This window comes from Candidatus Pantoea communis, assembly GCF_011752685.1.
Taxonomy (GTDB): Bacteria; Pseudomonadota; Gammaproteobacteria; order Enterobacterales; family Enterobacteriaceae; genus Pantoea; species Pantoea communis.
In genome coordinates, this window is the sequence record NZ_VWXC01000011.1 from 21,566 (window position 1) to 34,173 (window position 12,608).

Below are 12,608 nucleotides of genomic sequence, written 5' to 3' on the forward strand. Positions count from 1 at the left end.
ATGAAATTAGCGGATGCGATGTGCTGCGGCGAGCGGTTATTTGACGTAAAACCATCAAAATTTGCAGGCTTAACGTCAAAAAAATATTGATGTGATTTTGGATGGAAATTAATGGTTTAACAGGGAGATAGGAAAGCAAGTCAATAGGGGTGGCCCTTAGAAGGCCACCCATCAGGACTCAGAACGACAGGGTGACGCCAGCGTAATAGGCGCGGCCCGGTTCGTTGTAAGTTGAAGCACCTTCATCTTCACGATAAATGCGCTTATCAAACAGGTTGTTAATACCCGCATTAGCACGCAAATTTTTAGTGATGTCGTAATTGAGGTTCAAGCCGACAATGGAATATGGCTTAATTTCACGTTGTGAAAGACCTCCAGGTCTTCCCTCAATAACTGTTTCTGCATTTTGGCGCGGTTTTTGGCGGCCATACTGCGTCCAGTTGATATTGGCGCTAAGGCTATCAGTTGCTTGCCACTCTAATTGTGAGTTGATAGTAAATTCAGGAATGACCGATAGAGGATTTCCCGTCTTCTTACTTTCTGAACGGAACATGTAAGTCGCATTAGACCGCCACTCAAGTGTGTCCGCAATCAATGGAATAGTGAGGTTCCCTTCCAGCCCCTCTACAATGGCTTTGCCTCCATTCTCCCACTGAAGCACGTTGTAAGTACCATTGGTGTAGACGACATCAGTACCGGATACAATTTTGTTTTTGTAATCGTTACGGAAGTAGGTGATACCAGCGACATAACCCGCGTGGTTAAACTCTAGTCCCACTTCTTTATTAACGCTCACTTCAGGATCGAGATTGTCATTCCCTAATAAATAACATTGGGATAGGCCAATTGGACAGCCATTGCCACGTGTTGATAGTAGGTAGCCGGGAGTTGATTGATATAAGTTAGGCGCCTTGAATGCCCTCGCAATACCCGCTTTGAGCGTAAAATAGTCGCCCAATCCTTGCGAAATATTCAGGCTTGGACTCCAGTTAGCGCCAAAAGCATCATGATAATCAAAGCGTAAACCCGGAATAATTTCAGTGCTGTCAGTGGCGGCAATATTATCTTCAAAATAAAGAGAACTTATCGTGGCGGAGTTAGTACTGCTGCGCTGAGACGGATCGCCTGAACTACCTGGCAAGTAAAGGTTTGTACTTGCAGATTGCATTGAAGCAGGGTCATTAAGCTCATCGCGGTTCCATTCCGCTCCCAAGGTCACGGTTTGGTCCACCAATAATTCCAGTGGGAAGTTTATTTCTCCGCCAGCACGATAACTTTCCAGACGACTGGTCGAATAAACATTACTGTTAATCATCCCTTCAACACTTCCGGCAGTGCCTTCTTTCAAGCGAGTGTTATTGGTCTTCTCGTAGTTGAAATTAAGTTTGGATGTGCCCCAATCCCAGATACCGTTATGAGTGACGCCATAGCTCTGACGATATAAGCGGTTTGTTTCACTGCCGTACAGAGATTCAACTAAACCACCTGCACTGCTATTTCCATTGCTATTCTGCGTGTCGCCCGCATAGATATTGCCCTGACGGCTATAGCCGTAGGAGAAATCAACGATCTGAGTAGGGGTGATTTTCCATGACAGTACACCGTTAATATCTTTATTACGTACCCCTTCCCGTCCCGCAGCATAAGAGCCGTTTTGAGCGGTATTGATATCATAAGCATCCGCATCGGTGCGGTTAGTATTGCCATACAGACGCATGGTTAATGCATCGCCAGCCAGCGGGCCACTCAAATTGAAGTTGGCGCGACGCGTGTCACCCTCTTTACTGTTTTCGGGCTGATTGGTGAACAGTGACAGCGATCCATGCCAGTCATTGGTCGGGCGCTTAGTGATGATGTTCACCACGCCGCCAGCCGCACCGGAACCGTAACGCGCGGCGGCTGGGCCGCGAATCACTTCAATACGTTCTACCATCTCCGCGGGCACCCAGTTGGTATCACCTCGCGAGTCACGTTCGCCGCGCCAGCTGTAACGCACGGAGTTACGCGAACTGACCGGCACGCCATCTATCAGGATTAAGGTGTTTTCCGGGCCCATGCCGCGAATATCAATCTGACGGTTGTTACCACGACTACCGCTGGCCCCGTTACCGGTCAGGTTAACGCCTGGCATTTTGCGGATGATATCGGAGAGGTCGTTAACCGGTGGGCTTTTCTTAATGTCCTCAGCGGTAATAGTGGAAACGCCAGGCTGTTGTTTCAGACCCTGTTCTGCAGTGACGATCATCGATTCATCGTCAGCCAGTTTTTCCGTGGGTTCTGCGGCATAAGCAGGTGAGGTGAGCAAGGCTGCCACAATCAGTGCAAGAGGGCGCTTCCTGACATACAAAGTTACATTCACTTAAATCTTCTCCCTGAAGTATTAACATATGTAAGCAAATGCGCATGATAATGAGAATGTTTCTCATTGTATATGCGATAAACCGGCGTCTCCTTTTTTTCTCCATGATTGGTGCTAAATGCGGGGGAAACGTGAAGAAACGTAAAGCCAGAGTGACGTTTGTGCTTAAAAAACGTTGCGGAGGAAAAGCGTTCATCAAACTGTCATCAATTCCTTGCAAATCAGTAGACTAAAATCAGTGATAACGCACAGTAACTACATGGGAATCCGTTTAGCTTCGAGCCTGCACCAAAATGAGAGCTAAGGACTCGTATAAATTAAGGAGAAAGTGTGCACTGGATCATACAAACCTTTACATTCCTGCGGCTGATTTCGATGACCATTCCTCTGGCCAAAGTTAGCGAAAAGATGGATTTCTGGCTGCAACCTCAACATGGTGGCAACAGCTTTAGTTAGTTCACTCGACGCTCTACAGCTTCCGGGAGGACAGCTGGGATGGTATGGATGACGAACTGGGCGATAAGAAAGTGTCGTGGCAATACTGGCAGGCCGCCGAGCAGAATTTACCCGATACCGTTCCACGCCATGCGACGAAAGAGTTTGAGCCTATACGCAAACGCTTAGAACGATAATGTCTTGTTAAGAAGAAAACGATCATAAGCCATGGTAAAAGCAGGCTGTTGAATACCTGACTAAATCTGAATACCTCACTTCAAACCGCGCCATCGCTGGCGCGGTCATCCCCGTCACCACGGGCGCCGAGTTCTATTCCCGAAATCTGGCAATGGATATCCGTTTTTCGCATTTGTGATCGCTGCACATCTTACTGAGAATGGCTCCGGGACGTTCAGAGGATGAAAATTTCTTTCCGCCGAGAGGTGAGAAAGAAGAAAAATACATCGCTACCTCAACGCCTTTTCCCGACAGGGAAACATTTATATATATCAGGAGAAGGTTCCAGTGAAACTCGCCAAAGGTATCACCCTGCTTGCACTTGCATTGAGTGCGCACACCGCGTTTGCCGCCGATCAATCCGTCCCAACTGACAGCTCACTCCATGTTCAGGCCGACCCAACGCTAAAAAGCCTGCTGCCGGCGGATGTGGTTAAACGCGGCTATATCGTGGCAGGAACCAACCCAAATACGCCGCCAACGACCTTCTATAAAGAAGACAACAAAACGCTGGCCGGCCGTGAGATTGACGTGATGAACGCTGTGGGTGAGCGTTTGGGGATTCAGGTTCAGTGGCGCGACACCGGCGGCTTTGACAATATCATCCCAGGTTTGAAAACCGGTCGTTATGACGTTGCGCTCTCGAACATTAATGCCACCGCGACCCGCGCCAAAATTATCGATTTCGTCAGCTATTACGATGCCAGTCGGTTGGGCATTATCTCGCGTAAGGATGCCAACCTGGCATCATTTAAAACGCTGGACGATGTCTGTGGTAAAGAAGTTGGAGCTGGCTCGGGTACTACGCAAGTTACGCGTCTTGAAGAAGCCAGCAAGGCTTGTGAAGCAGCAGGCAAGAAGCCGATCAAAGTCTCTCCATTCCCGGATCGTCCTGCGGGTGTACAAGCTGTAGTGAGTGGTCGCGTGCCGATGTTCTTTGGTCCATATGAAGGCCTACTGTGGCAGACCAAAGTGATTAAACCGCTGACAATGAGCGGTGAAATCACCGTGAATGACGCACCCGTTTCTATCGCTTTCCCGAAAGATTCTGCGCTGGAGCCAGCTGTACAGGCTGCGCTGAACTCGCTGATCAAAGATGGCAGCTACAAAAAGATCCTCGACAACTGGGGTATCGGTTTTGGCGCAGTCAAAGAATCCAAACGTAATCAGGAAATCTTTCAATGAGTGATGTTCGTGACCACACCGACGATCTGCGGATCGTCGGCAAACGTTACTACGGACGCTGGCTGAGTGCGCTGGTAGTGCTGTTGTGCGTCGTGGCAATGGCGCACTCGATGATTAACAATCCACGCTTCGAATGGAGCGTGATTGCGGAAAACTTCACCGGCGAATCGATCCTGCAGGGCGTACTGATGACGCTGCAGTTGACCGCAATTTCGGTGGTGCTGGGCTTTGCTTTTGGTACGGTGCTGGCGCTGATGCGCCTTTCATCGAATCCGGTGCTGGTGGGCGTCAGCTGGTTCTACACCTGGTTCTTCCGTGGTGTACCGATGCTGGTGCAGCTGTTCCTGTGGTACAACATTGCCGCACTTTATCCGACGATTTCACTGTCGATCCCTGGATTAGGCGAGCTGTGGAGCACCCAATCTAATGCGCTGGTGAGTCCATTCAGTGCGGCGGTGATCGCGCTGGTGATGCATCAGTCTGCCTATGCCGCTGAAATTGTGCGTGCCGGCATCCAGAGCGTGGGCAATGGTCAGCTGGAAGCGGCGCGTGCACTGGGTTATCGCCCGGCGCAGATTTTCCGTCATACCGTGCTGCCGCAGGCAATGCGCGCGATTATGCCGCCCGCTGGCAACGAAATTATCGGTCAGTTGAAAACCACTGCCGTCGTGTCAGTCATTTCGCTGCAAGACGTGTTGTTCTCCGCGCAGATCATCTATCAGCGTACCTATGAAGTGATCCCGCTGCTGCTGGTGGCGACGCTGTGGTATCTGCTGATGACTTCGGTACTGTCGATTGGTCAGTTCTACGTTGAACGCTATTTTGGTCGTGGCGTTACGCGTCGAGAAAAACGCAGCCTGTTTAAATCCTTGCCAGGCTTCAGCGCGCAGAAACCTGAAAGGAGCGTAAGCAATGGCTGAAGCGATCGCCTTACGTAAAGTCACCAAACGCTTCTCTGGCGTCACGATTCTGGATGAAGTGAATCTGGATATTCCCGCTGGTTCGGTGACGGTGATCCTCGGTCCTTCGGGTTCGGGGAAATCCACACTGCTGCGCTGCATCAACCATCTGGAAAAACTGGATGGTGGCACAATTCGCATCGGTGGCGAAATCATTGGCTACAAACAAAAAGGCCAGGCACTGCACGAATTAAGCAGTGGTGAGATTGCGCGTCAGCGTGCGCAAATTGGCATGGTGTTCCAGCAGTTCAACCTGTTCCCGCACCGCACTGTTTTGCAGAACATCGTGGATGCGCCGATGCGCGTCAAAAAGCAAAACCGTCAACAGGCGACCAGCAAAGCGCTGTCACTGCTTAAGCAGGTGGGGCTGGCAGGGCGCGAAGAGGAGTGGCCGCAGAATCTTTCCGGCGGACAGCAACAGCGTGTGGCCATTGCGCGCGCGCTGGCGATGGACCCGGGTGTGATGCTGTTCGATGAGCCGACATCGGCACTGGATCCAGAACTGGTGGGCGAAGTGTTGCAAGTGATTAAGCAACTGGCGCACTCCGGCATCACCATGGTGATTGTGACGCACGAGATTGGTTTCGCGCGCGAGGTTGCCGACAACATTGTCTTTATGGAAGACGGCAAAATCGTGGCGGCCGGACCGACTCAGCAAGTCCTCGACGACCCGGAAAACGGGCGCGTAAGAAACTTTATTGCAACGGTGCTTTAAGCACCGTTTTTCATTTTTGATAGCCAGGAACAGTGATGACGCAAAAACCGGTAATGCACAGCGCCCACTGGGGCGCTTTTCATGCCCAGCAATCGGGCGACCAGCTCACTATCGAACCCTTTAAAGGCGATCCCGATCCCAGCCCGCTGCTGCAAAATTTCCGCACCGCTTTGAATCATCCGGCACGCGTCTCGCGCCCGATGGTGCGTCGTGGCTGGCTGGAAGAGGGCCCCGGCCCCGATCAGCGCCGGGGCAATGACGAATACGTTGCGGTTAGCTGGGAGCAGGCTTACGAATTAGTGGCGCGTGAATTGAAGCGCGTGGGCGACACTTATGGCCCAGAGGGCATTTTTGGCGGTTCTTATGGCTGGTCGAGCGCCGGCCGTTTTCACCATGCGCAAAGCCAGGTACACCGATTCCTGAACACCACGCTGGGCGGCTATGTGCGTTCGGTAAACAGCTACAGTTCCGGCTCTGCTTCGGTGCTGCTGCCACATATCGTCGGCGACATGAACGAAATTGCGCGGCGCGGCGTGAGCTGGGAAGAGATTGCTCAGCACAGTGAAATCGTCATCGCCTTTGGTGGTCTGGCGCTGAAAAACTCGCAGGTGGCGAGCGGTGGATTAAGTGAACACACCGAGCGCGGTTTTATGCAGCAGGCTGCACAACGCGGCACACGTTTTATCTCAGTAAGCCCATTGAAAAGCGATCTACCCGACGAAGCTAAAGGGGAGTGGCTGGCCTTGCGTCCAGGCACCGATGCCGCCTTTATTCTCGGTGTTCTGTCCGTATTGATTGAAGAACAGCTAACGGATGAAGCCTTCCTGAGTCGCTATACCGTGGGTTGGCCGGAAATGGTTGCCTATATCCGTGGTGAAGAAGATGGCACGCGACGCGATGCCGCCTGGGCGGCAGAGATCTGCGGCGTCAGCGCGGCCTTTATCGCTGATTTTGCCCGTCACTTACCCGGTAAGCGTGTGCTGGTCACCGTTGCGCATGCGCTGCAACGTTCGGAGCACGGCGAACAACCGGTGTGGCTTGGGCTGGTACTGGCCGCGGCGCTGGGCCAACCGGGTTTACCGGGCGGCGGTTACACCTATGCGCTGGGCGCGTTGGGTCACTACGGTAAGCATCACAACTTGGTGAGTTTCCCGGCGTTACCGCAGGGCAAAAATGGCATCGATCGTCTGATCCCGGTGGCGCGCATCTCAGACATGTTGCTCAATCCCGGCAAACCTTTCGACTACAATGGTCGCCGCATGACCTATCCGCATATTCGTCTGGCTTACTGGGCGGGCGGTAATCCGTTCCACCACCATCAGGATTTAGCGCGACTCCGTCAGGCATTTTGCCAGCTGGATACGCTGATTGTGCATGAGATTGCGTGGACGGCCAGTGCACGGCATGCCGATATCGTATTGCCCGCGACCATGACGCTGGAGCGAGAAGATATCGGCGGTGCGCCAACCGATCGCCATCTGTTTGCTATGCAGCCGGTCGCGCAACCGCACGGCGAAGCCAAAGACGATTACGCCATTTTTGCTGAGCTGGCGCGCAGGCTGGGACGTGAAGAGGCGTTTACCGAAGGTCGCGATACGCGTGGCTGGCTGAAACACCATTACGCGCAATTGCAGCAAAAGCTGGCAACGCATCAGGTCGACATTCCCGATTTTGAACAATTCTGGCAGCAGGGCGTGCTGGAATTGCCGCAGCTCAAAGACGGTGGACGGATGATGAACGCCTTCCGTGCCGATCCGGATGCTGCACCACTGCCAACACCGAGCGGAAAAATCGAAATCTATTCGGCGACGATTGCCAGCTTCGATTATGAAAACTGTCCGGGACATCCAGTTTGGCGAGAGCCGCAGCAAAAGCCGGATGCAGACCATCCGTTCTGGCTGATCGCTAATCAGCCCGCGACGCGTTTGCACAGTCAGTTGGATTTTGGTGATTACAGCCTGAGCGGCAAACGCGATGGGCGTGAGGTGTGCAGCCTGAATCTGGATGATGCGGCATCGCTGGGCATTCAAGACGGCGAGATTATTGAGCTTTACAACCAGCGAGGTCACGTACTCGCCAGCGCGCGTGTAACCGACACGGTGATGCCGGGCGTGGTGCAGTTGCCAACGGGGGCCTGGTACGATCCGGTGGATCCCACCGCGTTGCGACCGTTATGCCGCCACGGCAACCCGAATGTGCTGACGCTGGATATTGGCACCTCGTCGTTGACTCAAGGCTGCAGTGGCCAAATCACCGTAGTGCAGGTGCGTAAATACACCGGGGAACTGACGCCGGTGCAGGCATTCATCCCGCCGCAAAGTTAGCGTTCTCAATGGGCGGCCGCATGGCCGCCCCAGAACATTAATCTTCTAACTGCAACCACATTACGCGCAGACGATGCCCATCAGGATCGATAGCCGTGAAGGTGTAGCCAAAATCCATCTCGGTCGGAGACTGTACAATGGTGATCTCACGGAACGCGCCCCATTCGTCGTAGAGGAAATCTACGTTGGCTTTGTGCTGCACTTTAAAAGTGATTTCACCGTTGGCCGTAAAATGTTGCGTCTCCACTGGCGGTTGAACGGTATATTTCGACCACAAACCCAGTTTGAATCCATTCTCAAAAACAAACATCGCAAAAGTGGGCGTGACATTAATCGGCTTGATATCAAACAGCGATGCATAAAAGTCGGCACTCTTCACAACATTGGGGACGTACAGAATAGTCATATCGGCGGTGAACATGGTTTTTCTCCTTGTGTGTTTACCGCTGTAGAGTACGAGTCGTCTGTGACAGAAACTGTCAGGAGTCGAAACCATAGGCATATTTTTATCCTCTCACCCGCTAAGCGAAGTTGAGTGATAGCAGGCTAGACCCAGGAATGATTGATGACGGCAATGTCCGTAGATCTTATTTAAAGACCAGTGGACGCAGATGCCTGCAAAGAGTGAGTTAGTTAATCAGATCAAAAAGCCCCAGTTCTCTGGGGCAAGTTTTGTTGGTATACGAGAAGACGAACGTCCTTGTTCACTGGAAATTTCACACAACAAACATCTCAGGATTGAGTGTCATTCTGAGTACTCAAAACAACCGTCTCCAGTGCATTTCGATAAATATTCTGCACAGCTTAATTGTGTTCTGTTTCAAGTCTCAGAATAAGAGCAAGGATAATATCCTTATCAGTAATGCGTTTTTTTCTGGAGGTGAGTTCCAGGCGAACCTCATGTAAAACAGCAAGTTCGGTTGGGTGTTGCCCGCTGTTTACATTGGTGTTTTCAACAGGCTGAGACTCACGGGTCGCAGATATTTCCATAAAGCCTCATGCTGTGAATAATAAGAAATAAAATTTAGAACCGCCCGAAACGGTGGGCGAGAACATCCCACGGTTAAAAATAACCTCTGTATGTGGAAATCCAATAAACACTTACAGAGGCGATGCAATGCATCATTCGTTACGAGCGATTTATATCGCACAACAAACTTATACAAGTTTCTTAAACTTGTACAACGATAAATCATAAGTCCAGAGTGGTACGAGGTGTATTTTGTTTGCATTTTAATGTCTAATAAAGTTTTATTAACCATTTATGGTGATAATGAAGGATTAATCTCATTTTGTGCTGTTTTATTTGATGGATTAGTAAGTAAAAATAATGTTTTTTGTGAGTGGTTAATTTTCATACTGCTCAGTCCAGGGTTGTACAATTTGGCTTAATTCGAGATTGACCTGGAAGTTCGTGTGTTCACCCAACTCAGGTTCTGCTGAAAATCATCGCTAAAGACATGCTGAAGATATTTATTTTCATGTTGGCCTTTCAAATCACCCAAAAAGAGCTACAACTTAATTTCAGAAAAATAATTGTTGAGGTGCGTTTGAACGCATTGGATTTTGATGTTGAGTTTTATGCGGTCCAGTTGAGAAAACTGGCGGCTTTTCACCAGTCAGGAAAAAGTCTTACTGAAGTAAAAATTCAGGTTGATGCAACTATTCAGCATATGAAAGAGAGTCTGGGCAAAGATAAGACACAGCAGGTCGCGAAATGGTATGAGCTACTCAAGGCTCTGGAAAAGTTCAATAGAAACACCGCCCATCCTATGTGGATGGCAGTGATTAAGCACGCTAAACACCGTATCAAAAGCCGCATACAGACAGCGGTTTATTGCAGACAGCATTTTAATCGCTGAGTACGACTGATGAGTAGGGTTGAACTCACCGTTCTGGCGACCATCTGTGCTATCTACTAAAACTCCCCCTGAGCTTAAAAGTGGAAGCTGTGCCTGACAGGGCACAGCTTTTTTTCCGCCTGTAATGCTGCGCAACGGTCTGTAATGGCAGAAATCTCCATTTTATCTACCCTCTGAATAGCGTCTTAAAGGAAGTCAGTGTAGGTGAGTTTTTCTGATGGAAGGTAAGGGGATTTCGACCTTCTGCAGTACCGCCAGGTGTATTGCGTGAACTTTTGGTCGCACTCTTGCTCAATATCTTGATAATGCACGCAGGATTAATTATTTGAACGCGGTAAACGGAGAGATGAAATGGTCAATGACTACTTTGCACCACCCCCAATGGGCATGACGCCGGAACAACACAAGCGGACCATCGCTGTGGCGGCCGCTTTAGCTGTGGCGAAGGAATCCGTCAGTGCCTCTACCTCCGCCAGCGGTTCAAAAGCGTCATGGGATCTTCAGGCGGTGGCCAATGAGATCTCCAACCTGGCGGATGCGATTCAGGACGCTCTCGAGCCAGAAGACCAGATTTAACCGCAGGTGACTGCACACATGACGGCTGTTTTGGCCGTCTTGTGATTTTTTTTTTAAAATATTTTCTCCAGCCTGCATCTAGTTACGCCCCTCCTTACGTATATCCCGTTGTGAGCAACTCCTTCGCTCCCCTAAAACGAGGATTTATGATGAAAAAGTTAATCACCACTGCAGTCATCTCAGGCGCGTTAATGTTCACTGCCACCACCTTCGCAGCCATGAATTCTGATTCTGTCATGGTCGGCGGTGCCGCCATGTACCCGCAGAAAAACATCATTGAAAATGCCCTCAACTCTAAAGATCACACCACCTTAGTGGCCGCAGTCAAAGCGGCGGGATTAGTCGATACACTGCAAGGCAAAGGTCCCTTTACCGTGTTCGCGCCAACTAATGCCGCATTTGCGAAATTGCCTGCTGGTACCGTGGATAATCTGGTGAAACCGGAAAACAAAGCCAAATTGACCAGCATCCTGACTTACCATGTTGTGGCCGGCAAATACGATATGAAAGCGCTGGAAATGAAAATTAAACAAGGCGGCGGTCATGCGGAACTGAAAACCGTTAATGGTCAGCCTTTATGGATTATGAGCAACGGTCCTCACAATATTCAGTTGAAGGATGGCATGGGCAATGTGGCCAATATCAGTACTTATGATGTGAATCAGAAAAACGGTGTGATCGACGTCATCGACACCGTCCTGATGCCTAAGTAATTGTCTATACTCGGAAGGCATTTCAATGCCTTTCGGAAAAAACATGGATAACGTTTTGGCTCAACAGCAGGTGAAATTATTGCGGGCGATTGCGCAAGGCGATCGCCCGGCATTTGAACAACTGTATCGACTCACTTCTCCGCATTTATTTGCACTTGCATTGCGCACCTTGCGTCAGCCAGCCTGGGCGGAAGAAGTGCTGCATGATTGCTTCCTCACCATCTGGAACCGAGCCGACAGCTATGATGCCGCACTCAGCGCGCCCATGACATGGATGACGCATATTGTGCGTAACCGTTGTATTGACTGGTTACGCAGCGGGCAGGCGCGAGAAGCGCTGGCGTCAGAGGAATACAGTGACAGTACTCAGGAAATGGATACCGCTCATGCAGAGCAGCCGTTCGATGATTCGCAGGCGGCACGTTTAAAACATTGCATGCAGCATCTCAGCAGTGAGCAGCGTCAAAGCGTCACGCTGGCTTATTATCAAGGGATGTCTCACAGCGATATTGCAGCCTGGATGCAGCAGCCAGTGGGATCAGTGAAAAGTTGGATCCGTCGTGCGATGGAGCATCTTCGGGAGTGCGTGGGCTTATGAAACAGAATAATCAACATGATGACGCGCTCGCAGCCGAATATGCATTGGGAACACTGCGCGGCAATGCGCGTTTGCGTTTTGAAAGGCGGCTACAGCAGGAGCCTGAACTCGCCGCGAAAGTCGCCAGCTGGCAGACGATGTTAACCGGATTAGATACGCACTTGCGGCCTCAATCACCGCCTGAACGCGTCTGGAAAAAGATCACGTTAAGCCTGCCGGCTAAAACTCCGGTTAAACGCGCCAATCCTTACCTGGGTTGGCTGGTTGCTGCGGGTCTGGCGGCCATTACGCTGGTCTCTTATTACAACTATCGCCCGGAAGAATTCGCACCGCTGATTATTCTCGGTGATGCGCAGCAGCAGGGGCAGTGGGTGGTGAGCCGCAGTAGCGATAGCCGCTATCTGCAACTCGCGCCGCTGAAACCCGTTGCCATTGCGACAGCTAACAGTCTGCAGCTATGGCTGATCCCTGCCGGCAAACAGCCGGTTTCATTAGGGCTGCTGGCAAACAATTCAGCCACTCGGATCGAGATGGATCAAAAAAAGCTGGCAGCAGGGACAACGATTGCGATCAGTCTTGAACCTCAAGGCGGTTCGCCAACGGGGTTGCCAACGGGGCCGGTTTTGTACAGTGGCTTACTTTAGC

General features: G+C 50.9%; 14 protein-coding genes. 11 read left to right on the forward strand and 3 right to left on the reverse strand.

Features of this window, described 5'->3' with window-relative positions; translation table 11 throughout:
• Positions 1-178: 178 nt before the first annotated feature.
• Complete coding sequence (locus tag F3J37_RS15305; protein WP_205298963.1) at positions 179-2,347, reverse strand: TonB-dependent siderophore receptor; 2,169 nt, start codon at positions 2,345-2,347, stop codon at positions 179-181.
• Between the two features lie 342 nt (positions 2,348-2,689).
• Between F3J37_RS15305 and F3J37_RS28380 the strand changes: the two genes are divergently transcribed.
• The 6 genes from F3J37_RS28380 to F3J37_RS15330 all read left to right on the forward strand — a co-directional run bounded on the left by F3J37_RS28380 (position 2,690) and on the right by F3J37_RS15330 (position 8,214).
• Positions 2,690-2,815 (forward strand): hypothetical protein, encoded by a 126-nt coding sequence (locus F3J37_RS28380; protein WP_255464775.1) that lies wholly within the window; start codon positions 2,690-2,692, stop codon positions 2,813-2,815.
• A 44-nt stretch (positions 2,816-2,859) separates the two neighbouring features.
• Entirely contained in the window at positions 2,860-2,991 is a 132-nt protein-coding gene (locus F3J37_RS28385) for a hypothetical protein (RefSeq protein WP_255464776.1), read from the forward strand.
• A gap of 328 nt (positions 2,992-3,319) precedes the next feature.
• A complete protein-coding gene (locus F3J37_RS15315; RefSeq protein WP_166934184.1) occupies positions 3,320-4,216 on the forward strand; it encodes an ABC transporter substrate-binding protein in 897 nt (298 codons plus the stop codon).
• A complete protein-coding gene (locus F3J37_RS15320; RefSeq protein ID WP_166934186.1) occupies positions 4,213-5,136 on the forward strand; it encodes an amino acid ABC transporter permease in 924 nt (307 codons plus the stop codon). Before F3J37_RS15315 ends, F3J37_RS15320 begins: the two co-directional genes overlap by 4 nt.
• Positions 5,129-5,890: an amino acid ABC transporter ATP-binding protein gene (locus F3J37_RS15325; RefSeq protein ID WP_045814601.1), complete on the forward strand. Its 762-nt coding sequence runs from the start codon at positions 5,129-5,131 to the stop codon at positions 5,888-5,890. The genes F3J37_RS15320 and F3J37_RS15325 overlap by 8 nt, the downstream gene beginning before the upstream one ends.
• Positions 5,891-5,925: 35 nt before the next feature.
• Positions 5,926-8,214 carry a molybdopterin-dependent oxidoreductase gene (locus tag F3J37_RS15330; RefSeq protein ID WP_166934188.1) on the forward strand — a complete coding sequence of 763 codons (2,289 nt, stop codon included), beginning with the start codon at positions 5,926-5,928 and terminating at the stop codon, positions 8,212-8,214.
• A 37-nt stretch (positions 8,215-8,251) separates the two neighbouring features.
• On the opposite strand, the gene F3J37_RS15335 is transcribed toward F3J37_RS15330, so the two are convergent.
• Positions 8,252-8,635, reverse strand: coding sequence for a VOC family protein (locus F3J37_RS15335; protein WP_166934190.1), 384 nt, complete (start codon positions 8,633-8,635; stop codon positions 8,252-8,254).
• A 383-nt stretch (positions 8,636-9,018) separates the two neighbouring features.
• The gene (locus F3J37_RS15340; protein WP_166934192.1) at positions 9,019-9,204 is read right to left on the reverse strand and encodes a biofilm development regulator YmgB/AriR family protein; all 186 of its coding nucleotides are present in this window, start codon (positions 9,202-9,204) and stop codon (positions 9,019-9,021) included.
• Positions 9,205-9,674: 470 nt separating this feature from the next.
• Between F3J37_RS15340 and F3J37_RS15345 the strand changes: the two genes are divergently transcribed.
• From F3J37_RS15345 to F3J37_RS15365, 5 genes are all read left to right on the forward strand, one after another.
• Positions 9,675-10,076, forward strand: a complete 402-nt coding sequence (locus F3J37_RS15345; protein WP_166934194.1) for a hypothetical protein — start codon at positions 9,675-9,677, stop codon at positions 10,074-10,076.
• Between the two features lie 351 nt (positions 10,077-10,427).
• A complete protein-coding gene (locus tag F3J37_RS15350; RefSeq protein WP_100704068.1) occupies positions 10,428-10,652 on the forward strand; it encodes a hypothetical protein in 225 nt (74 codons plus the stop codon).
• 149 nt (positions 10,653-10,801) lie between these two features.
• Entirely contained in the window at positions 10,802-11,365 is a 564-nt protein-coding gene (locus tag F3J37_RS15355) for a fasciclin domain-containing protein (protein ID WP_034827547.1), read from the forward strand.
• 43 nt (positions 11,366-11,408) lie between these two features.
• A complete protein-coding gene (locus tag F3J37_RS15360; RefSeq protein WP_166934196.1) occupies positions 11,409-11,963 on the forward strand; it encodes an RNA polymerase sigma factor in 555 nt (184 codons plus the stop codon).
• Entirely contained in the window at positions 11,960-12,607 is a 648-nt protein-coding gene (locus F3J37_RS15365) for an anti-sigma factor (protein ID WP_166934198.1), read from the forward strand. Before F3J37_RS15360 ends, F3J37_RS15365 begins: the two co-directional genes overlap by 4 nt.
• The last annotated feature ends 1 nt before the right edge of the window (position 12,608 follow it).

Bases quoted from the DNA above. Each gene is read 5' to 3' on its own strand.
- F3J37_RS28385 (WP_255464776.1), top strand. From the start codon at position 2,860: ATGGATGACGAACTGGGCGATAAGAAAGTGTCGTGGCAATACTGGCAG.
- F3J37_RS15320 (WP_166934186.1), top strand. From the start codon at position 4,213: ATGAGTGATGTTCGTGACCACACCGACGATCTGCGGATCGTCGGCAAA.
- F3J37_RS15325 (WP_045814601.1), top strand. From the start codon at position 5,129: ATGGCTGAAGCGATCGCCTTACGTAAAGTCACCAAACGCTTCTCTGGC.
- F3J37_RS15330 (WP_166934188.1), top strand. From the start codon at position 5,926: ATGACGCAAAAACCGGTAATGCACAGCGCCCACTGGGGCGCTTTTCAT.
- F3J37_RS15335 (WP_166934190.1), bottom strand. From the start codon at position 8,635: ATGTTCACCGCCGATATGACTATTCTGTACGTCCCCAATGTTGTGAAG.
- F3J37_RS15340 (WP_166934192.1), bottom strand. From the start codon at position 9,204: ATGGAAATATCTGCGACCCGTGAGTCTCAGCCTGTTGAAAACACCAAT.
- F3J37_RS15345 (WP_166934194.1), top strand. From the start codon at position 9,675: ATGCTGAAGATATTTATTTTCATGTTGGCCTTTCAAATCACCCAAAAA.
- F3J37_RS15350 (WP_100704068.1), top strand. From the start codon at position 10,428: ATGGTCAATGACTACTTTGCACCACCCCCAATGGGCATGACGCCGGAA.
- F3J37_RS15355 (WP_034827547.1), top strand. From the start codon at position 10,802: ATGAAAAAGTTAATCACCACTGCAGTCATCTCAGGCGCGTTAATGTTC.
- F3J37_RS15360 (WP_166934196.1), top strand. From the start codon at position 11,409: ATGGATAACGTTTTGGCTCAACAGCAGGTGAAATTATTGCGGGCGATT.
- F3J37_RS15365 (WP_166934198.1), top strand. From the start codon at position 11,960: ATGAAACAGAATAATCAACATGATGACGCGCTCGCAGCCGAATATGCA.